Source organism: Lysobacter sp. yr284 (genome assembly GCF_900107375.1).
Taxonomy (GTDB): Bacteria; Pseudomonadota; Gammaproteobacteria; order Xanthomonadales; family Xanthomonadaceae; genus Lysobacter.
The window spans coordinates 55,313-77,944 of sequence record NZ_FNPT01000010.1 but is presented as its reverse complement, the minus strand read 5'-3'; the positions used below and the strand labels follow the sequence as shown (position 1 = coordinate 77,944).

General features: G+C 71.8%; 16 protein-coding genes. 5 read left to right on the top strand and 11 right to left on the bottom strand.

Annotated elements, in window-relative coordinates:
* Nucleotides 1–38: 38 nt before the first annotated feature.
* The 8 genes from BLV01_RS15635 to pgaA form a co-directional block, all read right to left on the bottom strand.
* The gene (locus BLV01_RS15635; protein WP_139178740.1) at nt 39–806 is read right to left on the bottom strand and encodes a hypothetical protein; all 768 of its coding nucleotides are present in this window, start codon (nt 804–806) and stop codon (nt 39–41) included.
* A 73-nt stretch (nt 807–879) separates the two neighbouring features.
* Nucleotides 880–2,280 carry an MFS transporter gene (locus BLV01_RS15630; RefSeq protein WP_091801546.1) on the bottom strand — a complete coding sequence of 467 codons (1,401 nt, stop codon included), beginning with the start codon at nt 2,278–2,280 and terminating at the stop codon, nt 880–882.
* Nucleotides 2,277–2,801, bottom strand: a complete 525-nt coding sequence (locus BLV01_RS15625; protein ID WP_091801543.1) for a DUF4442 domain-containing protein — start codon at nt 2,799–2,801, stop codon at nt 2,277–2,279. Before BLV01_RS15625 ends, BLV01_RS15630 begins: the two co-directional genes overlap by 4 nt.
* 13 nt (nt 2,802–2,814) lie before the next feature.
* The gene (locus BLV01_RS15620; RefSeq protein ID WP_091801540.1) at nt 2,815–3,924 is read right to left on the bottom strand and encodes a phosphotransferase family protein; all 1,110 of its coding nucleotides are present in this window, start codon (nt 3,922–3,924) and stop codon (nt 2,815–2,817) included.
* 209 nt (nt 3,925–4,133) lie between these two features.
* The gene (pgaD, locus tag BLV01_RS15615) at nt 4,134–5,438 is read right to left on the bottom strand and encodes a poly-beta-1,6-N-acetyl-D-glucosamine biosynthesis protein PgaD (protein ID WP_091801537.1); all 1,305 of its coding nucleotides are present in this window, start codon (nt 5,436–5,438) and stop codon (nt 4,134–4,136) included.
* Complete coding sequence (pgaC, locus tag BLV01_RS15610) at nt 5,435–6,694, bottom strand: poly-beta-1,6-N-acetyl-D-glucosamine synthase (protein ID WP_091801534.1); 1,260 nt, start codon at nt 6,692–6,694, stop codon at nt 5,435–5,437. Before pgaC ends, pgaD begins: the two co-directional genes overlap by 4 nt.
* Nucleotides 6,695–6,809: 115 nt before the next feature.
* On the bottom strand, nt 6,810–8,756 hold the full coding sequence (gene pgaB, locus BLV01_RS15605) for a poly-beta-1,6-N-acetyl-D-glucosamine N-deacetylase PgaB (RefSeq protein WP_091801533.1): 1,947 nt from the start codon (nt 8,754–8,756) through the stop codon (nt 6,810–6,812).
* Between the two features lie 2 nt (nt 8,757–8,758).
* On the bottom strand, nt 8,759–10,858 hold the full coding sequence (gene pgaA / locus BLV01_RS15600; protein WP_091801531.1) for a poly-beta-1,6 N-acetyl-D-glucosamine export porin PgaA: 2,100 nt from the start codon (nt 10,856–10,858) through the stop codon (nt 8,759–8,761).
* A 336-nt stretch (nt 10,859–11,194) separates the two neighbouring features.
* Here pgaA and BLV01_RS15595 point away from each other — a divergent pair, with 336 nt between their 5' ends.
* Both BLV01_RS15595 and BLV01_RS15590 read left to right on the top strand, forming a co-directional pair.
* Nucleotides 11,195–14,656, top strand: a complete 3,462-nt coding sequence (locus tag BLV01_RS15595) for a GH92 family glycosyl hydrolase (RefSeq protein WP_091801528.1) — start codon at nt 11,195–11,197, stop codon at nt 14,654–14,656.
* Nucleotides 14,657–15,153: 497 nt separating this feature from the next.
* A complete protein-coding gene (locus BLV01_RS15590; protein ID WP_139178738.1) occupies nt 15,154–16,647 on the top strand; it encodes a hypothetical protein in 1,494 nt (497 codons plus the stop codon).
* Nucleotides 16,648–16,651: 4 nt separating this feature from the next.
* On the opposite strand, the gene BLV01_RS15585 is transcribed toward BLV01_RS15590, so the two are convergent.
* Both BLV01_RS15585 and BLV01_RS15580 read right to left on the bottom strand, forming a co-directional pair.
* Nucleotides 16,652–17,992 (bottom strand): MFS transporter, encoded by a 1,341-nt coding sequence (locus tag BLV01_RS15585; protein WP_175485990.1) that lies wholly within the window; start codon nt 17,990–17,992, stop codon nt 16,652–16,654.
* 16 nt (nt 17,993–18,008) lie between these two features.
* Nucleotides 18,009–18,704, bottom strand: a complete 696-nt coding sequence (locus BLV01_RS15580) for an SAM-dependent methyltransferase (protein ID WP_175485988.1) — start codon at nt 18,702–18,704, stop codon at nt 18,009–18,011.
* A 433-nt stretch (nt 18,705–19,137) separates the two neighbouring features.
* On the opposite strand from BLV01_RS15580, the gene BLV01_RS15575 reads away from it, so the two are divergent.
* A complete protein-coding gene (locus BLV01_RS15575) occupies nt 19,138–20,403 on the top strand; it encodes a glycosyltransferase family 2 protein (RefSeq protein WP_175485987.1) in 1,266 nt (421 codons plus the stop codon).
* A gap of 7 nt (nt 20,404–20,410) precedes the next feature.
* Nucleotides 20,411–21,100, top strand: a complete 690-nt coding sequence (locus BLV01_RS15570) for a polysaccharide deacetylase family protein (protein WP_091801515.1) — start codon at nt 20,411–20,413, stop codon at nt 21,098–21,100.
* 54 nt (nt 21,101–21,154) lie between these two features.
* On the opposite strand, the gene BLV01_RS25540 is transcribed toward BLV01_RS15570, so the two are convergent.
* Complete coding sequence (locus BLV01_RS25540; protein ID WP_139178736.1) at nt 21,155–21,364, bottom strand: hypothetical protein; 210 nt, start codon at nt 21,362–21,364, stop codon at nt 21,155–21,157.
* A 206-nt stretch (nt 21,365–21,570) separates the two neighbouring features.
* On the opposite strand from BLV01_RS25540, the gene BLV01_RS15565 reads away from it, so the two are divergent.
* Complete coding sequence (locus BLV01_RS15565; protein WP_091801511.1) at nt 21,571–22,554, top strand: Dyp-type peroxidase; 984 nt, start codon at nt 21,571–21,573, stop codon at nt 22,552–22,554.
* Nucleotides 22,555–22,632: the final 78 nt, after the last annotated feature.

The window sequence follows — 22,632 nt, the reverse complement described above, 5'->3', positions numbered from 1 at the left end:
CGGCGGTCGAGCGGCGTGCGCCTGGATCAGACTCGGCGTCAGGGCGCGAAGCTAGGTTCGGTGCGGACGTAGGACGTCCAGACGTCGGCGCCCAGTTCGCTGGACAGCCGTGCGATGAGGCCCTGGGTGCGTTCGCGCAACTGCGCGACCTGACGCACCAGCTCCGCCCTCGGCACGCGGATCGCCGCGTGGGTTTCGTCTTCGTCCGGGTCGTGCTGCAGCAGGTGCACGGCCTCGTCCTGGGCGTGGATCCGCACGGCCCAGCCTTGATCGGCATCGTCGTGGACGGGGCCGGCTTCGGTCTCCACCAGCGCCTTCAGCACGCGGTCGATCTCGGCGAAGCTGTCGTACCAGGGAAACGACACGTAGGCCTCGTGCTCCGGGTTCCACAGCCACAGCCGTAGCCAGAAATACTGGCGGATGGAATTGAACGGCCGCTGGTGATGGCGGGCGAGGCGCACGATCTGCCGGTAGTACGCCGCCAGTTCCGCCTCGTGTCCCAGCGCTTCGGCGCTTCGCACCATCGACGACGCGATCAACGCGATCGCCGGCGGCGCGAGCGTTTCGGCGAACCGTTCGAGATCGGACGGGTCGTCGATCCGGTCGGGGCCGTAGTAGAAGCGGTCGTGGATCTGGAAGCACACCTCCGCTTCGAGCGACGGGACGTTCCGGGTTTGCGAAAGCCAAGTGGGCATGCGTGCGGAGCCTGCGAATCGGTGGGCGTGGGCCGGATGGTTCGACGCGCATTGCAGTCGGGCCGGCAGCGCGGTATGCGCGAGTGTCGGCGAGGCGAGTGCGATGTTCAATCTTGGGCGCCGCCACGCTTCGCGTCGGCCACTGTCGCGGCCGCCATGGAATCCGAGTGGGACCGGCGCAGGCCTAGGGCTTGGCGGCTGCGGCCGGGCCGCCATCGCGAATGCGCGCCCAGGCCAGGAGCGCCGAGCCCGCCAACACCGCAACCGCGATCAGGCAGACGCTGCGCAGCCCGCTGCCGATGCCGCCTTCGCCGGCCATCAGCAAGCCGCACACGGCCACGCCTAGCGCTGCGCCGCTTTGCCGCGAGGCATTGAGCACCGCCGCCGCCGTCCCGGACAGCGAGCGTTCGACGCTCGCCAGCACCAGCGTGGTGGTGGCCGGCATCGCCAGCCCCATGCCGGCGGGGATGGCGACGAACGCGGGCAGGATCCAGGCGTAGTGGTCGCCGGGCGCGAGCCGGCTCAGCCAGGCGAAGCCGGCGGCGCACAGCGCCAGCCCCAGCAGCAGGGCGACGCGGAAGCCGCGCCGCGCCAGCAGCCGGCCGCTGAGCAGGTTGGCGGCGATGAAGGCGGCGGCCAGGGGCAGGTAGGCGAGGCCGGCCTGGAACGCGGTGTAGCCGGCGCGCTGTTGCAGGTACAGGCTCATGGCGAACAGCAAGGCGTAGTAGGCCACGGCCACGGCGATGGCGGACAGCAGGGCGATGCTGACGTTGGGCAGCGCGAACAGCGCCAGCGGCACCATCGGTTGGCGGGCCCGCGCTTCCACGGCGAGGAAGGCGGCGGCGCCCGTCACCGCCACCGCGGCGGCGGCGAGCACCAGCGGGTGGCCGATGCCGAGGCGGGGCAGTTCGATGATCGCGGCGATCAGTCCGGCCAGCGCGGCGATGGCCAGCAGTTGGCCTGCGGCGTCGATGTGGCGCTCGGGCCGGCGCGGGGTTTCGGCGATGCGCCAGGCCAGGGCGAGGCCGATCGCGCAGACCGGGATGTTGACCAGGAAGATGCTGCGCCAGCCCAGCGATTGCAGCAGCGCGCCGCCGGCGACCGAGCCCAGGGTCGCAGCGACGGCGCCGGAGGCGGTCCACACGGCCAGGGCGCGCGCGCGTTTGGGCGGGTCGTCGGCGAAGGCGTGGTTGAGCAGCGCGAGCGAGGACGGGACCATCAGCGCGGCGAACAGGCCTTGCGCGGAGCGCGCGGCGATCAGCGGCGCGGCGCCGGCGGCGAGGCCGCAGGCGATGGAGGCCAGCAGGAAACCGCCCAGGCCGAGCCGGAAGCTGCGGCGCGCGCCGATGCGGTCGCTGAGGGCGCCGGCCGACAGCAGCAGCGCGGCGAACATCAGGGTGTAGGCGTCCATCACCCATTGCAGGTCGGGCAGTTCGCTGGCGAGGTCCGCGGCCAGCGTCGGCAGCGCCAGGTTGACGATGGTGACGTCGAGTTGCACGACCATGAAGCCGAAGCACGCGGCCAGCAGGGTCAGGCCGGGCAGGCGCGCGGCGGTGGGCGTTGCGGCCGGGGCGGCGGCGTTCATGCGGCGGCGTCCTGTGCGGGCGGCGGCGAGGACCAGACCACGTCGACGTGGCCGCGCACCGGGGCCTTGCCGGTGGCGTCGATCACTTTCATCGCCACCCGCAGGCGGCCGTCGGCCGCGGCGCAGGCCGCGCCGATCTGGGCCGGGTCGATGCAGGCCTGCGCCTGCACGTCGCCGCGCAGCGGCGTGCGGAAGTCGGCGTGGACGCTCTTGACCAGCAGCCGCGCGCCGCGCGGCAGGTGCTGCGCGACCACCAGCGCGGCGGCGTATTCGCCGGCCACGCTGGCCGCCATCGCATGCAGGGCGCCGGCGCGGTTGCGCAGGCTGCGGTGGTTGCCGGCGCCGATGCTGATCCGGCCCGGCGCGATGTGGACGATGCGCAGGCGGTGGGTGCGGAAGTAGCGGCTCTGCCGGCCCAGCGCGGTGGTCACGATGCGGTAGCGCCATGCCTCGGGCAGGAAGGCGAGGCGGCGCAGCGATCCGGACAGGTCGCCGAGCAGGCGTTCGTGCCAGCTGCGCATCGCCACCGCCGGGTCAGCCGCGCCGCATCAGCGCGCGGCATTTCCAGTGCAGGTAGCGGATCAGCGTCCACACCCCGGCGAAGAAGGCCTTTTCGTCGCCGCCCTGGAGCGCGTGGCGCAGGTGCAGTTCCTGCAGCGCCAGCAGGTAGCGGAACCATCCGAACACCTGGTAGTAGGCCCAGTGCTGCGCGCTGCATCCGCTGGCGGCGAAGTAGCGTTCGACGAGTTCGTCGCGGCGCGGCATGCCGGGCAGGTGCGAGGGCTGCCATTGGTAGCGGCGCATCAGCGGGTGGTCGCCGGGTTCGATCCAGTACGACAGCACGATGCCCAGGTCCATCAGCGGGTCGCCGAGGCCGGCGAATTCCCAGTCCAGCACGGCGCGGATGCGGCTCGGGCATTCGCGGTCGAAGACGAGGTTGTCGAGCCGCCAGTCGTTGTGCAGCAGGCAGGCGGGTTGCTGCGCCGGGACGCGGTCGATCAGCCATTGGCCCATCGCGCACAGGTCGGGGGTGTGCCAGGTCTTGAGGCGCACGTGGCGGCCCAGCCAGTGGGTCAGCCGCTTGCGCAGATGGTGGGCGCTGGGCGGCGCGAGCACGGCGTCGCCCAGGCCGAGCGTGCGCGGGTCGAGGCGGTGCAGGGCGATCAGCGCGTCGAGGAAGTTCGCGCCCAGCCGCTGCGCCTGCTCCGCGCCGAGCGCGATGCCGGCGAACTCGCGCCGGCGCGGCACCAGGCCGGGCACGTGGGCCATGAGGTAGAACGGCGCGCCGGCGACGGCCGGGTCTGCGCACAGGCGCAGCATCGCGGGCACCGGGTAATGTTCGGCGAGCGCGGCCTGCAGCAGGTATTCGCGGCGCATGCGTTGCAGGCCGCCGTGCGCTTGCAACGGCCGGCGCAGCACCAGGTCGTGAGTGTCGTAGCGCAGGCGGTAGGTGAGGTGCGACATGCCGCCGGTCAGGCGTTGCGCCTGCGGCCGGCCGCGTACTTCGATGCCTTGCGTGCGCAGCCAGCCGGCGACCGCCGCGGCCAGGGCGGCGTCCTGCGGCGGCGATGCGGCGGCGATGCGCGTGGCGGGTTCGGCGGCCTGCGCGCAGGCCAGCGGGTTGGGGTAGGGGACGACCGCCATCTCGATCCATCGGCTGCGGGCCTTCGCGCTTGGGGGAACCGTAGCCCGCGGCTTTCGCGGTCGTCGTGATTGCGCTCACAACGGTCGGGTTCCTCACGCCCGCTCACCCGCAAGCACGGCGCGCGTCGCGGTTCGCGCGCTGTCGCCGGCACGGAACGCGCTGCGCGCGGGCCGGGCGTCGCGCCCGCGCCCGCGCGTCGCGGCCGCCGTCACTGGTTGGGCTTGAACTCCACCGGCACGAACACCACCGCGGCCACCGGCTTGCCGTTGCGCACCGCCGGCGAGAACTTCCAGCGCCGCACCGTGTCCACCGCGGCGCGGTCAAGCGCGCGGTAGCCGCTGCGGCGGCTGATCTGGACCTGGGTGGCCTCGCCCTGGGCCGAGACCTGCACGCGCAAGGTCACCAGTCCACCCTCCTGCTGGCGCAGCGAGCCGAGCGGATAGGCCGGTTTCGGGCTGAAGCCGGGCAGCGGCTTGGGCCGGGCGTTGTCTGCGGCGGGCTTGCGCCGCGCGCGCGTTTCGTCGTCGCGGCGCTTCTTGGCTTCGCGCGCCTGCGCGGCGGCGACGGTGGCGGCGGTCGTCGCGCTCGCGATGGGCATGGCGTCGTCCTGCGCGGCGGCGTCGGCCTGGGCGGCGGGATCGACGAAGCGCGAGCCTTCGGCGTCGTCGGCCAACCCTGGACGGTCCAGGCCGGGCGCGCCTTCCAGGCCGTGCACCGGCGCCGAGGTTTCGATCTGGCGGTAGCCGTGCGAGACCACGATCAGCACGCCGATCACCAGCGCGATCGCGCCCAGCGCCACCGCCAGCAGCCAGGCGTTGTTCGGCGCGGCGGCGGTGCGGGCGAAGCGCGGCTTCGGCGCCAGCGGCGGGAACGGGTGCTGCGCGGGCTGGGTCGGCGTCACCGCGGTCACGCCCAGCGGCACGGCGTGGTTGGGGTCCATGTGCAGCACGCTGACCCGGCCGGCGTTGAGCGCGCGCGCGACCTCGTCGCTGGCGCCCAGGGCCTGGGCGACCTCGTCGATGGAGACGTCGGCCAGGCGGCTGCGGCGTTCGCTGTCGCGGCCGGCGAAGCGCCAGCGGTTGTACTCGGCCCAGATCAGCAGCAGCGCCACCACCGCGGCGGCGGTGGCGGGCAGGATCAGCATCAGGAACGGGTCGACTTCGTGAGTGCGCAGGTACAGCTCGGAGGTGACGGTGCGGATGCCGAGCAGCCACAGCACCAGGGTCAGCACCGGCGTCCACAGGTACAGGTACACCAGCCAGAACGCGCCGGTGATCACGCCCCACAGGGTGCGCGGCAGCGGGTGCTGCATCGCCGGTTTCTGGATCAGGCGCGAGTCGTGCTTGTGCGAGACCGGTTGGGCGGTGTCGGCGGGCTTGGGCGGCGCCGCCGGCGGCGCGGCGGTGCTGTGGCTGGGGCGGCTGAAGCCGTCGGCGGCGCGGCCGGTGCCGGCGCCGCGCGGCGGCGCGGCGTCGCCGCCGTTGCCGGGCGTGCGTTCGTTGCCGTTGCTCATCGCAGCCCCCGATCCGGGCTGACCCAGGTCGCGCGGGTGCCGCGGCGCTTGAGTAGGGCCTTGGGCACGGCGGTGACGGTGGTGAAGAAGCTCACCAGCCAGTAGGCCATCGGGTACCAGATCATCCAGTAGTAGTTGCGGCCGACGCCGGTTTCGTAGCGGCGGTCGATGATGATGCTGGCGGCGAACTGCAGCAGGCAGATCAGCGCCAGGATCACGCCGTGCCACGACGGCAGCAGGGTGTTGACGCGCAGTTGCGGCGGCAGTTCGACGAACAGGCCCACCGCCCACAGCGCGATGATGAAGGCCATGATGTAGGCCCAGGCCACGCTGGCCACGTACTCGGCCATCACCGCCCACATGCGCCGCTTGCGCCACGAGAACAGGTCGCGGGTGTGGCGCATCAGCACTTCCACGCCGCCCTGGGCCCAGCGCAGGCGCTGCTTCCACAGGCCCTTGAGCGTCTCGGGCATGAGGATGAAGCACATCGCGTTGGGTTCGTAGCGGATGTCCCAGTGGTCGAGCTGCAGGCGCCAGCTGATGTCGATGTCCTCGGTCACCATGCTGTCGGACCAGTAGCCGATCCGGTGCAGGGCGCTGCGGCGGAACGCGCAGATCACGCCCGACACGGTGAAGATGCGGCCGTACACGCGCTGGGCGCGCTTGATCATGCCGATGATCGAGGAGAACTCCCCGACCTGGAGACGACCCAGCAAGGTCGAGCGGTTGCGGATGCGCGGGTTGCCGGTGACCGCGCCGACGCGCGCGCCCGAGCACAAGTGCCAGACCATCCAGTGGGTGGCGTACTCGTCCAGCAGGGCGTCGCCGTCGATGCACACCAGGTATTCCGAGCGCGCCGCCAGCGCGCCCATGCGCATGGCGTTGGCCTTGCCCAGGTTGCGGTCCAGGTGGACCACGCGCAGGCGCGGGTGGATCGCGGCGAGGCGGTTGAGCTGTTCGCCGGTGTCGTCGCGGCTGCCGTCGTTGATCGCGATCACCTCGAAGTCCGGGTAGCGCTGGGCCAGCGCGGCGCCGAGGGTTTCGTGGACGTGGTCGCCTTCGTTGTGGCAGGGGATGAGGATGCTGACGAACGGCGCCGCGTCCAGCGGCGGCGGGTCGGTGCGGCCGCGCGAGCCGCGCTCGCGGCGGAAGTAGTAGTACAGCCCGCCGGCGATCCAGAAGAACGACATCACGATCGGATAGAAGAACGCGAACTGGAACAGCGCGGTCAGCACGGGGCTGGTGGTTGGGTTCATGGCGGGGCGACGCTCCCTCGGCGGCGGCCGGTCCTGGCCGCGCGCCGTTGGTGGATTCGAAGAGACGGTCTGCGGTGGGCGGGCTGCTCTGGTGGGCGGTGCGGGTCCTTGCGGCCTATTTTTCGAGGTAAGGGAAGCCGCGCGCGGACAGGATCTCGCGCGCGTCGGCGGTGGAGGGGCGGTCGGCGATGAAGTCGTCCGGGTACCAGGCCAGGTGGCGCGCGCCGTCGGCCTGCAGGCGGTGGACGATGCGCTTGAGCTGCGCGGCCGGGATCGGCTTGTTGTTGTCGCGCCAGTCCACGGTCTGCAGTTCGAAGATGGTGCGCGACAGGCCGCGCGGGGAAGCCTTCACCTTGGCCACCAACCGGTCGATCCAGCGCTGCGGGTCGCGGCTGTTCTCCATCCACGGCATCGCCATCACCGCGGTGTAGTCGTAGGCGTTGTTGAACGCGGCCAGGTCCTGGGCGAACCAGGCTTCGCTCTTGGGTTGCAGCACCGGGCCGGCGAACAGGTTGCGCACGGTGATCAGCTTGGGCCGCCACTTGCCGGCGGCGCGGGTCAGCGCGTGGGTGAAGTCGATCAGCGCCTGGGTGCGCGCGGCCGGCGCGTCGGGGGCGATGCCGCGCAGTTCGTCGTCGCGCAGCAGCGCGTCGTCGTGGAACAGCAGGCCCTCGGTGTAGCCGCTGACGGCGAGGTCTTCGTAGACCTGCGAGACGATCTCGCGGGTGCGCGGGTCGAACGGGTTGAGGCGGTGGGTCTCGGCCGGGTTGCTGGCCTTGATCGCCAGTTGCGCGTCCAGCGCCTTGTCCGGCAGTTCGAAGCCGAGCACCGGCAGCCACGCGAACACCTTGACGTTGGCGCGGGTCTTGAGCTGCCAGGCGACGCGGTTGTACAGGTCCGCGCGCATCGGCAGCTGGCGGTTGGGGAAGTACAGCGCGTCGGCCGAGCCGTTGCCGTCGGGGTCGGCGAAGGCCTGCAGGAACACGTGGCTGGGGCCGACCTGCTTGACCCGCTCGATCAGCTTGTCGAGGTTGCGCGCCTGCTGCGCCGGGTCGGCGTCGTAGACGTAGTCCAGGTCGACCTGCAGCGCGCGCACGCCGTCGAGTTCCTCGTCGTGGCGCAGTTCGTAGGTGAGGTCCTTGACCGTGGGGTTGTCGAACATCAGCAGGCGGGCCAGGCCGTGCAGGTCGCGGCCGACGGTCTGGTGGCGGCCTTCCAGGTCGAAGGTGACGGTCATGCCGAGCGCGTCGGCGAGCGCGTTGGTCTGGCTGTTGTAGGCCGCGTAGGGCCACACCACCGATTGCGGCGACACGCCCAGCTCGCGCTTGATCTTGCCGGCGCTGGCGGCCAGGTCGCGGCGCACGCGGTCGAGGTATTGCGCCTCGGTCTCGTAGCGCTGGGCCTTGGCGTCCCATTCGCGGGTGATCGCCGCGGGCATGGTGTTGCCCTGCGGGTTGGAGGTGACGCCGCGGTGCAGGTTGTCGCTGTGCGAGGCGATCTCGATCAGGCCCGAGGCCTGCATCTCGCGCAGTTGGTCCCAGGTGACGAAGTCGTCGTGGGTGAACATGCGCGGGCCGTAGTCGACGTTCTGGTCCTGCGGCAGGTCGACCCAGCCGGTCACCACCGCCATCAGCGCCGGGTAGTTGTAGGCGCGCAGCAGCGGGAACACGTGGGTGTAGATGCTGCGCAGGCCGTCGTCGAAGGTCAGCAGCACCGCCTTGGGCGGCAGCTTCGTCTGCCCGCGCGAGGCTTTGATCACCTCGCTCAGCGCGACCGGGCGATAGCCGTGGCCGGCCAGCCAGTCCAGGTGCGCGGCGAAGTTCTGGGTGCTGACCGCGTAGGCGTCGGGATCGCCCTTGCGCGCGACGTCGTCGCGGATGTCGTGGTAGCTCAGCACCAGCAGCTGGTCGCCGCGGTTTTCGCGTTGCGCGGCGTCGGCGGCGCTGTAGTCCTTGTCCTCGGGCGCCTGCGCGGCCGGGGCGGCCGGCGCCGCCAGCGGCAATGCCAGCAGCGCGATGGCGAGGGCGCGGCGCAATGCGGCGCGGACGGATGCGTGGCTCATGTTCATTGCTCACCCCAGCGGAAACTCAGGTCGAAGCCCAGACGGTCTTCGCGGATGCCGTCGTAGACCGGGCGCGACCAGTTCACGCCGTAGTCCAGCACCCGGCCGGTGCCGAAGCGCCATTCGTGTTCGTAGCGCACCTGCGGCACCCAGTGGCTGCCGAAGTTCTCTTGCCAGTACGGCCCGGCCTGCACGGTCAGGCGCTGGCGGAAGTGGCGCTCGTAGCGGCGCCAGGCCAGGTGGTCGATGCGCAGGCCGAGGTTGAGCGAGCCGTCGCGGCTGGGGTTGAAGTAGGGAATGTCGGCGCCGGTGCGGCTGGCGCGGCTGGTGTAGACGTCGGCGAGGCCGTCGATCAGCAGGTGCGGGCGGGTGTACAGGCGTTGCGCGCCGCTCAGGCCGAACGCGGTGCGGGTGTTGTCGTCGCTGTAGCGCAGTTGCTGCGCGGTCGCCGCCAGCGAGCTGCGCTCGCTCGGGGTCCAGCGCAGGCCCAGGCTCAGCGCGTCGGCGTGCAGGCCGGCGCGGCGCGCCTGCAGCGAGGCTTCCGGCGTGGTCGCGTACCACGCGGCGGTGCCTTGCAGGACGTCGCTGAAGCGCCAGCCGGCATCGACGTAATAGCCGGTGCGGTCGCCGCTGGGCAGCCAGCGGTCGTTGCTGCGGTCCACGCCGAAGCCGAAGCTCAGGCGGTCGTAGGCGTACAGCGCGCCGACGCCGGCGCGGCGGTCGTGCACGCGGTCCTTGCCGACGCCGTTTTCGTAGTCGGCCCAGGCGTCCTGCGCGTGCGCGGTCAGGCGCCAGCGGTCGCCGATCAGGGGGCTGGCCACTTCGACCTTATGGGCCGCATCGCGCGAACCCAGCGGCGAGGCGGTGGCGCCGCGGTCGCCGTCGGAATCGCTGCGGCCGAAGGTGGTGGACACCTGCCATTGCCAGCCCAGGCGGCTGTCCCAGGAGCGCCCCATCTGCTCGACCTGGACGTCGCGCGCGCGGTTTTGCAGCAGTTCGTCGTGGATCGGCCGGGCCAGGTCGACGCGGTTGTGTTCGAGCAGGCCGCCGACCTGGCCGACGCGCGCGGAGACGTCGGTCGGCTCCAGGGTCTGGGCCATGCGGAAGCGTTCCAGCGCGCGGTCGGTCCAGCCGCGCTTTTGGTACAGCACGCCCAGGTCGGACTGCAGGCCGGCATTGCTCGGGCCGATCCGGGCCATCTGTTCCAAGCGCTGTTGCGCGCCGACGGTGTCCTCGCCGTACAGGGCGATCATCGCCTGCTGGCTGTCGGCGTCGTAGTGGCGCCAGTTCTGGTGGCTTTCCTTGGCGCCGGGCACGCGCACGAACGGCGGCTGCGCGCGCTTGATTTTTTCCAGCTGCGCGTCGGCGTCGGCGAAGCGCTCGCTTTCCGAATAGGCGTAGGCCAGCTGCAGCTGCGAGTCTTCGTCCTCGGGCCACTGCTGGGTGACTTTCTCCAGCACCGTCGCCGCTTCTTCCGGGTGCTTGGCCGCCAGCAGCGACTGGCCGACCTTGGCCAGGGCGTACATCGGGATCTCGATGTTCTGCGCCTGCAGTTCGCGGTAGCGCTCGACCGCCTCGGCGTGGCGCTCCAGGTGGTTGAGCATGATCAGTTCGTCGAAGCGCGTGCGCAGGTCGGCGCGCTGCTGCTCCGGGGTCTGCGCGGCGCGCTGCTGCGCCAGCAGTTCGCGCGCCTGGCGCATCTCGTCCAGGCGCTGGGCCTCGCTCTGCGGGTAGCCGGTGCCCCATAGCACGCGGCGGGCGAAGCGGTCGGCGTTGAGGCGCTGATGCTCGCCGGCGTCGAACAGCTGCGGCCGGGCCTGGGCCAGGATCCAGGCGCGCTCGGCGCCGCCGAGGTCGGCCAGGGTCAGCACCTGCAGCCGGTACAAGCGGTCGTCGCCGGGGCGCGCGGCCTGGGCCGCTTCGATCCGGGCCAGCGCAGGCAGCCATTGCCGCTGCGCCCGCAGGCGTTCGATCTCCGGCAGCGGGTCGGTTGAAGGGGGCGATGGATCATGACGCGTTGCGGCAAAAACTGACGTTGAGGGGCAAGTTGCGATCACGGCCGCGAGCGCGGCGGCGAGGGCAAGGGGACGCTGTATCGGCATGGGGACCGGGTTCCGTTGGGGGACGGGCACGAACGGGGAGATTCAAAAGTGTGAAAAAAGTCACACTTTGGGACGTTGACGCAAAAGCTGTGCCAAGTGGCTCAGGGCGGCGTGCGGTTGTCGTAATTCAAGCCGTTGTTTTGATTGTATTTTTATGGGGTGAAGGGTGTGTCGTGCATGCTGCGCCGCGGTTTGACAAGGTGCTTTTAGATCGATTCAAATCGAATGAATGCGGGTTGGTGGCGGCGATCGTGCCGTCCGGCGAGGAGGGCGCGGATGTCGCAAGGGCACGGTTCGCAAATGCGGGTCTCGAAGGGGCCGGCGCGGATGTCGGTAATGCACCAGTCGACAGCCGCTGCGTGGATAAGACGCGGCCAGGCGACACAGCCGCGCGAAGGCCGGCCCCTGGCCGCCGCCGCGACGCTGCTGGCGGCGGCGCTGGCCGCGGCGTTCAGCGCCCACGCCGGCAGCAAGGCGCGCAGCTTCTGGAGTTCGTTCGAACCCGCCGACCCGGCGCCGGCGCTGGCCGCCGACGGCGCGCCGCGCCTAGCCCCGGCCGGCGGGCCGCCCGCGGCCGCAGCGCTGACCGCCAAGCCCGACGCCGGCTTCACCGGCCTGCACTCGCTGCGCTTCGACGGCCGCGGCGGCGGCGAGCAGCGCGCGCAGGTGTTCGAGGTCGACCTGCCGGTGGCCAAGGACAGCGAACTGTCCTACCGGCTGTTCCCGCTGTCGGCGCGCCAGCTCGACGCGGCCGCGAGCCAGCTCGACGACCTGCGCTACGCCTCGACCTTCGTCGCCCTCGACCTGGAATTCGACGACGGCAGCCGGCTGTCGCAGCTCAAGGCCGCCGACCGCTACGGCTTCGGCTTGAGCGCGCGCGGCCAGGGCGAGGCGCGGCTGCTGTACCCGGACCAGTGGAACGCGGTCGCCGCGCGCATCGGCGAGGTCGCGGCCGGCAAGCGCGTGCGCCGGATCGTGCTGGTCCACGACGGCGCGCTCGGCGCGCGCTACGGCGGTTACCTCGACGACGTGCGCATCGAGCCGGTGCGCGCGCGCAAGGACAAGGACCTCGACAAGCTCGCCGCCAAGCATCCCAGCGAATTCGTCGACACCCGCCGCGGCAGCAATTCCAACGCGCGCTTCTCGCGCGGCAACAACTTCCCGGCGGTGGCGCTGCCGCACGGCTTCAACTTCTGGACGCCGACCACCAACGCCGGTTCGCACTGGATCTACCAGTACCAGGAGCGCAACGGCGAGGCCAACCGGCCGCGCCTGGAAGCCTTGGCGCTGTCGCACGAGCCCAGCCCGTGGATGGGCGACCGCCAGGCGTTCCACATCCTGCCGGCGCCCGGCGAGGGCGCGGTCGAGTTCGACCGCGGCAAGCGCGCGCTGAGCTTCGGCCACGACCAGGAGACCGCGCGTCCGGACTACTACCGGGTGCGCTTCGACAACGGCATGGTCGCCGAGATGACCCCGACCGACCACGCCGCGATGCTGCGCTTCACCTTCCCCGAAGCGCGCGGGCGCCTGCTGTTCGACCAGCGCGACGAGCGCGGCGACATGGTCGTCGATCGCCAGGCCGGCACGCTCAGCGGCTGGACCGAGAACAAGAGCAAGCTCTCCGCCGGCGCCGGCCGGCTGTACTTCCATGCGCGCTTCGACCGTCCCGCGAGCGAGGGCGAGCGCCTGCCGCCGCAGGCCGGGCGCGAGCGGGTGTCGGCGTGGTACGGCTTCGCGCTGGGCCGCGACCGCCAGGTGACGATGCGCATCGCCACGTCGTTGATCTCGCTGCAGCAGGCGCAGCGCAACCTGGAACTGGAGGTCGGCGAGGACGACGACTTCGAGCGCGTGCGCGAACGCGCGCAGGCGGCGTGGGACGCGCAGCTGGGCATCGTCCAGGTCGCGGGCGCGTCCGAGCACGAGCGCGCCACGCTGTACTCCAATCTCTATCGCCTGTTCCTGTATCCCAACAACGCCAGCGAGAACACCGGCAGCGCGCAGCAGCCGCGCTGGCAGTACGCCAGCGCGTTCGTGCCGGCGCCGGCGCAAAGCGACGGCGAACGCAGCGGCGCGCGCATCGTCGACGGGCGGGTCTACGTCAACAACGGTTTCTGGGACACCTACCGCACCGCCTGGCCGGCGTATGTGCTGCTGACGCCGACGCGCGCCGGCGAGATGATCGACGGCTTCGTCCAGCAGTACCGCGACGGCGGCTGGATCGCGCGCTGGTCCTCGCCGGGCTATGCCGACCTGATGGTCGGCACCAGCTCGGACGTGGCCTTCGCCGACGCCTGGCTCAAGGGCGTGCGCAATTTCGATGTGCGCGGCTTCTATCAGTCGGCGATCCGCAACGCGGCCAGCGCCAGCCCGCTGGCCGGCGCCGGGCGCAAGGGCATCGAGCGGGCGATCTTCCGCGGCTACACCGACACCAGCACCGACGAGGGGCTGTCGTGGTCGATGGACGGCTACATCAACGACTTCGCCATCGGCCAGCTGGCCGGCGCGCTGGCGCGCGAGGCCGGCGCCGACGATCCGTATCGCGCGCACTACGCCGACGACGCGGCCTACTACGGCAACCGCGCGCTGGGCTACGTCAACCTGTTCCATCCGCGCCTGGGCTTCTTCGTCGGCCGCCACCGCGACGGCCGCTGGCGTTCCACCGAGACCGAGTTCGAACCGACCCGCTGGGGCGGCGACTACACCGAGACCAACGCCTGGAACATGGCCTTCCACGCGCCGCAGGACGGCGCCGGCCTGGCCGCGCTGTACGGCGGCCGCACCGCGCTGGGCAACAAGCTCGATCTGTTCTTCGCCACGCCCGGCACGTTCGAGACCGGCAGCTACGGCGGCGTCATCCACGAGATGCTGGAAGCGCGCGACGTGCGCATGGGCCAGTACGGCCACAGCAACCAGCCCTCGCACCACATTCCCTACATGTACGCGATGGCCGGACAGCCGTGGCGGATCCAGGAGAAGGTGCGCGACATCATGGACCGGCTGTACGCCGGCAGCGAGATCGGCCAGGGCTATCCGGGCGACGAGGACAACGGCGAGATGTCGGCGTGGTGGCTGTTCAGCGCCGCCGGGTTCTATCCGCTGCGCATGGGCTCGCCGGAGTACGTGATCGGCGCGCCGCGCTTCGAGCGCATGAGCATCGCCCTGGACAACGGCAAGCGGATCGAGATCCTCGCGCCGGGGGTGAGCGCGCGCAATCGCTATGTGCAGTCGCTGAAGATCGACGGCGAGCCGTGGGAGCGGCTGACCCTGCCGCATGCGCGGCTGGCGCAGGGCGCGCTGCTGGAGTTCCGGATGGGGCCGACCCCGTCGAACTGGGGCAGCGCGGCGCAGGCCCTGCCCGAATCGCTGACCGCCGACGGCGACGCGCCGCGGCCCTGGCGCGACCTGGCGCGGCGCGACAACGCCAGCGTCGCCGGCTTGAACGCCAAGCAGGCCGGCGCGCTGTTCGACGACGACGCCACCACCTCGGCGCGGCTGAACGCGCCGATGCCGCTGCTGGCCTGGAACTTCAAGACGCCGGCCACGGTGAGGCTGTACACGCTGACTTCGTCCGACAAGCCCGGCGACGCCGCGGCCTGGGCCTTGCAGGGTTCCAACGACGGCCAGCAGTGGACCACCCTGGACGAGCGCCGCGACCAGGACTTCCCGTGGCGGCGGCAGACCCGCGCGTTCGCCATCGCCGCGCCGGCGGCGTATTCGCGCTATCGCCTGCGCTTGGCGGGCGAGGGTGCCGGCGGGATCGAACTGGCCGAAGTCGAGTTGCTGGGCGAGGCGAAGTAAGCCGCGTTGCGGGCGTGCGGGTTCGCGGTCGCGGCTCGCGCCGCTCCTACAGGTCGCCCATGTAGGAGCGGCGCGAGCCGCGACCGCGCCAATACGACCGCCGACGCCGCTGCGATAGCCGATGCCGCTGGAACCGCCGCCACCGCCACCGCCCGCGAACCCGCCATGACCGCCGGCGTGACCCAGCGCGCGCTTTAACGCCGAACCGCCACCTGCGTCGCAAGCCGTGCCCGCGCGCGCTGCGAAAGCTTCCCGGCGCGTCCCGTTTCCTGCCCGCAACGGTCCTACGCCGCCGCGCGCCGCGGCGCTAAGGTCGAGACGCGAACGCTCATGCCAGGCACGCCGCGGTTGCGCGACGCGCCGTCCGTGCAGCCCGGGCGTCCGCGCAGGCCCTTGGTTCGAGCGTCCGGCCTGCCCGCTCACGTATCGCTGGCGCGTCCGCGCGGCGCGCCGGCCCCTTCGCGGAAGTTTCCGCACACGAGGCCGACATGGACACGATGGAACGTAGCTCTTGCGGTTCGCGCCGCTGCGCTTTGGCGCTGGCGATTTCCCTGCTGCTGGCCGCGCCGCTCGCCCAGGCGCAGAACTTCGAAGCCTATTACGGCGATCCCGAGCCGGCCGATTCGGGCTGGGACGTGAAGGCCACCCGCGCCTGCGGACCGGGTTCGATCACCGTCGGCACCCGCCAGGCCGGCGATACCCAACTCGCCCAGCTCAGCCGCGCCGACGACAACGGCAACCTGATTTGGCAGGCCGCGTATTACATCGGCGGCAGCAAGCGCAGCCGCGGCGAGGCGGTGATCGAGCTCAGCAGCGGCCGCGGCTTCGCCATCACCGGCGCGGTCCAGTACGGCGGCAGCACCGACCGCATCTACGTGCTGCAGGTCGATTGCGAAGGCCGGCCGGCCTGGACCAGCGTGCTCGGCAACCGGGTCGAAGGCCAGAACGCGGTCGGCCTGGACCTGATCGAGAGCGCGCCGGACCGCGGCGAGACCCTGTACCTGGTCGGCGAGGAAATCAGCCGCGACGCGCGCCGCAAGTTCGGCCGCATCGCGCGCCTGGACGCCGGCGGCGGGCTGTTGTGGAACCAGTTCTACGACGGCGGTTCGCGCTGGCCGGAGGTGCGCCTGCGCGCGCTCGCGCAGAACGTCGCCGCGACCGGCCTGGCCGACGACCTGGTGGTGGCCGGCAACACCACCAACGGCGCCGGCCTGATGGGCGCGCTGTTGCTGCGCACCGACATCAGCGGCACGCCGGTGTGCGCGAGCACGCTCAACAACGCCGACAAGCAACACGCCCTGTTCCATGGCATTACCGCGTTGCGCGCGCCGGGCTACTTCGGCCAGTCGGCGCTGGTCGGCCTGCAGTCCAACCCCGCCGACGGCGCCACCCAGGTCTATCTGGCGCGGTTCGAACCGGTCGGCTGCAAGGTGCTGGCGCAGGCGTTCTGGTCCGATCCCAAGACCACTTCGATCCGCGCCTACGACGTGGTCGAAGCGCTGGACCGCAGCAGCGACGACAGCATCCTGGCCATCGCCGCGACCCGCGGCGTGCCCGAGTTCGGCGCCGCGCTCGGCGCGCGCACGTCCAGCCTGCTGCCGGCGACCGGATCGATGAATTACTTCGGCGCCGGGCGCGAGATGCTGGTGTCGATCGACCTCAAGGCGCCCGACCGGCTGCTGCTGGCCGGCAGCACCTTCATCGACCGCGACGCAGGCGCCGATCCGCAGGACGTGTACCTGGTGCAGACCGATCCGGCCGGCGCCACCACCTGCGCGATTCCGTGGCAACCCAAGGCCCAGCGCGTGGCCTATCCGCCGCAGAACGTGTCGCTGAAACCGATCCTGATCGACGCCTACGAGCGGGTCGGCACCGAGCCGGTCGGCACCGGCGGCCAGGGCTATGCCTGCAAGCCCGATCCCAAGCGCCTGGCCGGCGCCGCGGCGCCGGCGTGCGCGCGCGCGCCGGCGGCGAAGAAGACCGCGTCCTGAGCGGTCAACGGGCGGCCGCGCCGTCGCCGGTGGCCGGCGGCGCGGCCGTTTCGTCCTGCGCGCGCTGCGGCGCGCGGCGTTGCAGGCGCAGCAGGTGCGGCGCGGCTGCGAGCGCGGCCAGCGCGGTGGCCGCGGCCAGCGCCTGCGCGGCGCCGCTCCAGCGCAGGCGATCCACCGCCACGCCGACGGCGAGCGAGGACAGCGGCATCGCGCCCATCGTCGCGGCCGAGAACCAGGTCATCTCGCGGCCCATGCGGCGCGGGTCGGCGCTGCGCTGCAGCCACGACAGCGAACGGATGCCGTAGTGGTTGGACGCCGCCGCGAGCAGGCCGAAGCCGAGCAGCGCCGCCGCCAGCGCGGCGCCCTTGGGCGCATCGGCCGCGGCGCCGAGCAGGGCGTAGGCGCAGGCGGCGCCGACCCAGCACAGCACCACGCCGCGCAGGGTGTCGGCCATCGCCGTCGGCACCCGTCGCGCCGCCGCCGAGGCGGCCACGGCGATGCCGGCGAACTGGGCGGCGTAGATCGCCAGATACGCCGGGTCGCGGCGTTGCACGAGCAGCACCGGCAGCAGGATCTGCACCGGGCCGAACGCGAGCACGGTGCTGGCGAGCAGATAGAGGTAATAGCTGCGCGGAACGTCGCCGGCGGCGGGCGACGGCGCGGCCAGCGGCGGGCCGTCCGCGGCCGCGCTTTCGGCCAGCGCCGTGGCCTCGCGCCCGCGCGCCGGCCCGCGTTTGCGCAGCGCCGCGATCAGCGGCAGCGACGCGGCCACGCACAGCGCATCCAGCGCGAACGCCGCGGCCAGCGCGTGCGGGCCGGACGACGCCAGGATCAGGCCGCCGGCGAGCATCGGCATCGCCATCATCGCCACGCTGGAGGCGACCGCGAACAGCGCGTTGGCCGGCGCCAGCAGGCCGCGGCGCAGGTACAGCCCGAAGCAGGCGCGGCCGGCGGGGTAGGCCACCGCCCACACCAGCCCGCCGATCAGCGCCAGCGCGTAGATCAGCGGCAAGCCGATGGCCCCGGTCCAGGTGGCGACGGCGAGGGTGGCGTTGAGCAGCACGTACGCGGCCCGGCACCACCACAGCAGGCGCGCCGGGTCGAGGCGATCGAGCGCGCCGCGGAAACAGAACAGCAACAGCAGGCTCGGCAGCGCCTCGATCGCCGCGGTTGCGCCGAGGTCGAGCGCGCGGCCGCTCAGGCGCATGACCAGGAACGGCAGCGCGATCAGGGTGAACGCGGCGCCGAAGGTGGTGATCAGGTTGTCGAGCAGCAGCCACCGCGGGCGCGGGTCGCGCCGGCCGATCCGCCACAGCCGCGCGGCCGGATGGCGCTGCCGGCGCATGCGCACGCGGGCGCGCTCAGCCGCGCGCCGCGCGGCGCAGGAAGAACAGGTCGCCTTCGCGCGTGGTCGCCAGCCCGAACGCGGCGGCGATCGCCTCCAGCTTGCCCGCGTCCAGGCGCCACGCCGGCTCGACGTCGTCCACGCCGACGTCCAGCGTCCACTGCATGCCCTGCCAATGGGTGAGCACGAAACCGTCGGGCCGCAGCAGCCGCGCCAGGGCCTCGAAATAGCGCTCCAGGTGGCGCTGGCAGCAGGCGAAGCTGGCCAGGTTGTTGTCGAGGATGCAGTCGAAGCTGGCCGCGGCGAAGCGCTCGCCGAATTCCAGGCCGTGCTTGTTGAGCAGGTGCACGCGGTAGTCGTGCAGGCCCAGCGACTGGGCGTGCTCGAACTCGCCGCGGGCGACGGTGACCGAGACCACCCGCGCGCGGCCGTCGAGCAGGCGCGCGACCGAGGAGTTGCCGGTGCCCACGTGCAGCACCGCGGCGCCGTCCAGCGCGGCGGCCTGCAGCCAGCGGTTGATCGCCGCCTGGTCGTCGGTGGGTTCGCACTCGGAGTAGTCGAGCAGCGGCCAGGTCGCGCGCGCGTCGGCGGCCTGGTGGGTGTCCACGTGCGGCTCGCGTCCGCAGTCCATGCGTTGCGCGCCGATGTCGAAGCGCGGGTGGAAGGCGGCGGGATCGGAATTGGAATCGGAAACGGAAGCGGTGGTCGGCATGAAGGCGGGCTCGGCGCGGGCGGGGCGCGTCGATTCTTCTCCCATGCGCGAACGCGTGTCGAGCGCGAACACGCGCAGGTTTCGCGGAACTGCATGGCGGCGTCACAGATTAAATCGTGTCCAGCTTTCATTCTTGCTTGCGAAAGCGCGGCCATGCATCGCGCTCGCGCCGCGCGGACGGCGCCTGGATCCGAATCGCCGTCGCGATGCAGCGCATGCACGACGCCCGCGAATCGTTTCATCCGCAAGCGTTCCCCCACCGCAGTCGTTTCGTCCGCTTTGCCTGTCCGCTTCAGCACCTGGCGTGCGGGTCCGCATCGCGCGGCCCGTATCGACGCGTCCGGTCTGCCAAACCAGACCCTTGCGAAACGCAGCGTCGCGCGCGCCAGCGCCGCGCCGTCGCGTTCGCGATTCGCCGGATGCCGCTCGCCCCATGCCCACTACGTTCGTTCCCGATCGCCCCGGCTTCGGCCAATTCGTCCTCGACCGGCTCGCGCTCGACCACCTGGTCCTCAGCCAGTTCGTGCTGACCGGCGTGGTCGGCTTCTCCACCCTGATACTGCTCGCCTGCCTGCTGTTCCTGGCCGGCTGGGCGTGCTGGCGGCAACTGCGGCGGTCGCCGCCGCGCGCGCTGGCGCGCTATCCGTTCGTATCGATCCTGGTGCCGTTCTACAACGAACCCGAACGCTCGCTGTTGTGCACGCTGGAGTCGATCGAACGCAGCGAGTACCCCGGCCCGGTCGAGGTGCTGCTGGTCGACGACGGCTCCACCAACGCCACCGCCGCCGCGGTCGCGCAGTGGCTGGCGCAGCCGCGCGGCAAGCGCTACGAGTTCATCGCCCGCGAGCGCAACGGCGGCGCCAAGGGCCTGGCGCTGGACGCGGCGCTGCCGCGGCTGTCGCCGGACTCGGACGTGGTCACGGTGATCGACAGCGATACCGTGATCGCGCCCGGCGCGCTGCGCAGCGCGGTCGAGGCCTTGTATTCCTCGCCGCGCCACGCCGCCGCCTGCGGGCTGATCGTGCCGGCCGGCCGCCACCAGTCGTGGCTGCACCGGCTGCAGTTCTACGAGCACATCGGCGCGCTGGCGGCGATCCGCTACGTGCAGAGCAAGCTCGGTTCGGTCAACGTCGTGGCCGGCGCGTTCTCGCTGCACCGCACCCAGGTCATCCGCGAACTCGGCGGCTGGGGCGAGTGGCTGGTGGAGGACATCGCCTGGACCTGGCGCGCGCTCGCCCACGGCTATTCCATCGCCTACGCGCCGGACGCGGTCGCCTACACGATCTGCCCGACCACGCTGATGGGCCTGTTCCGCCAGCGCCGGCGCTGGGCGCGCGGGCGCCTGGAATCGTTCCGGGTGGCCTGGGGCATCTCGTGGGCGCGGACCATGAAGATGCTGCCGTGGTGGCTGCTGTGGGCGCAGTCGGCGCTGGTGCCGACCCTGCTGTTGTTGATCGCCGGCGCCTTGTTCTACCGCAGCCACGCGCTGCTGGCGGTGGCGGCGCTGAACTGGCTGCTGATGGCCGCGCTGAACTTCGTCTCGGTGCTGCACGCGCGCGAGCGGCTGCAGTTGGGCCTGGCCGACTTGTTGCTGGTGTCGGTCTACAACACCGTCATCGACGCGCTGTTGCTGCCGGCCAACCTGATCGGCCTGCTCGACGAACTGCGCGGCGGCCGCAAGAGCTGGATGACCCGCTGAGGCGCGCATGGACTATCACGCCTTCCTCGCGCAGCGCCCGCGCGCCTATCTCGGCCGCGGCCTGCCGCGCCGGCGCGCGATCGCGCTGAGCTTCGACGACGGGCCGGGCCAGGCCACCCCGGCGCTGCTGGCGGCGCTGCGCGAACTCGACGTCGCCGCGACCTTCTTCTGCGTCGGCCGGCTGCTGCGCGCGGTGCCGTGGCTGAGCGCGCGCATGCTCGCCGACGGCCACGAACTGGCCAATCATTCGATGAGCCACGCCGACGCTAGCGGCCTGGGCGCGGACGCGTTGTTGCACGACGAAGTCGCGCCGGCCGCCGCCGAGTTGCGCCGCGCCGGCGCCGACGCGCTGTCGGCGCGCCTGTACCGCCCGGCGTTCGGCGAAATCCGCGCCGACCAGGTCGACCTGCTGGCGCGCCACGGCTACACCGTCGCCGGTTGGTCGATCGATCCTTGCGACTGGCTCGAACCAGATGCGCCCGGCCATGTCGACTGCGTGTCCGGCGCGGTGCTGGCGCAGGCCCATCCCGGCGCGATCGTGCTGCTGCACGACGGCGACGACGAACACGGCCGCGCGCGCCCGCGCATCGTCGAGATCGTGCGCGAACTGGTGCCGGCGCTGCGCGCGCAGGGCTACGGGTTCGTCAGGGTGGGCGATCTGTTGCGCGAGCGCGAGGCGCAACGCGCGCAGGCCTGATCGCGCGGGGCCGGGCCGCGAGTGCGCCGGCCCGGACGCCGGCCGTCGCCGCCTTCATTGCCTGGGCTTGCAGGCCCCGCAAGACTGCGCGTAGACGCGCACCAATTCGCGCTTGAGCGTGGCCTGGGCCTGCGCCACTTCGGCGTCGCGCAAACGTTGCGCGCTGATCGGCTCGCGCGGCCACGCCGGCGCCATCGCGCCCGCGTCCTGGCCGGCGTCGGCCGGTCCGGGCGCAGATTCAGGAAGGTCGCCTCGCTGTCGCATGCTCGCTGTCCGTATCGGGTCCGGTCCGAATCTAGCATCGCCCGGGCGCGCGGCTCAAACCGCCGGGCCGGCCAGTGCGCGCGCGTCCTCGCGCGGCGTTCGCCCGCCGCGGCGCTATCATCGGCCGATCCGCCGTTCGATGGCGCGCCGGACGCCTCGCGCATTCATCGAATCCTGGCCCCCTTCGCAGCGCACAGAGGCAGATCGTGGCAGCCATCGTTTCCCAACCCATCGTGGCGGGCCTGACCCGTTCGGCCGTGTTCCTGGTGGTGACCCTGCGGCCGCAGGCGCAGCATCGGCAAACCGTGCGCGCGTTGTGCGCCGACCTCGCCGGGCTGCTGCGTTCGGTCGGTTTCCGCGATCCCGACGGCCGCCTGTCCTGCATCCTGGGGTTCGGCGATGCGGCCTGGCAGCGCTTGTTCGGCGCGCCCAAGCCGGCGGACCTGCATCCGTTCCGCGCCATCGAAGGCAAGCACCGCGCCGTGTCCACGCCCGGCGACCTGCTGTTCCACATCCGCGCCGAGCGCATGGACCTGTGTTTCGAGCTGACCGCGCAGATCCTCGCGCGGCTCGGCGAGGCGGTGGCCACTGCCGAGGAAGTGCACGGCTTTCGCTACTTCGACCAGCGCGATCTGCTCGGCTTCGTCGACGGCACCGAGAACCCGGTCGACCAGGAAGCGCTGGACGCGGCCCTGGTCGGCGCCGAGGACGCGAGCTTCGCCGGCGGCAGCTACGTGATCGTGCAGAAGTACTTGCACGACCTCAAGGGCTGGGAGTCGGTGCCGGTGGAGCAGCAGGAGCGCATCGTCGGCCGGCACAAGCTGTCCAACGTCGAGCTCGACGACGCGGCCAAGCCCTCGTACGCGCACAACGTGCTGACGGTGATCGAGGAGAACGGCGAAGAGCTCAGCATCGTGCGCGACAACATGCCGTTCGGCGACGCCAGCAAGAGCGAGTTCGGCACCTACTTCATCGGCTACGCGCGCCAGCCGCGGCGGATCGAGCGCATGCTGGAGAACATGTTCGTCGGCAACCCGCCGGGCAATTACGACCGCCTGCTGGACTTCAGCCGCGCGGTCACCGGTTCGCTGTTCTTCGCGCCGTCGGCTAGCTTCCTGGCGGCGGTGTCGGGCGACGAAGGCGACGCGCAGGCGGCCGCGGTCGGGCCTGCGGCGACGGTCGCGCCGTAGCGCCCAGGCGCAGGCATCGCGGCCGGCAGTCCTTGCTCGCGTTGAGCAGGATGACGGCATCGAAGCGGTCGTAGGACG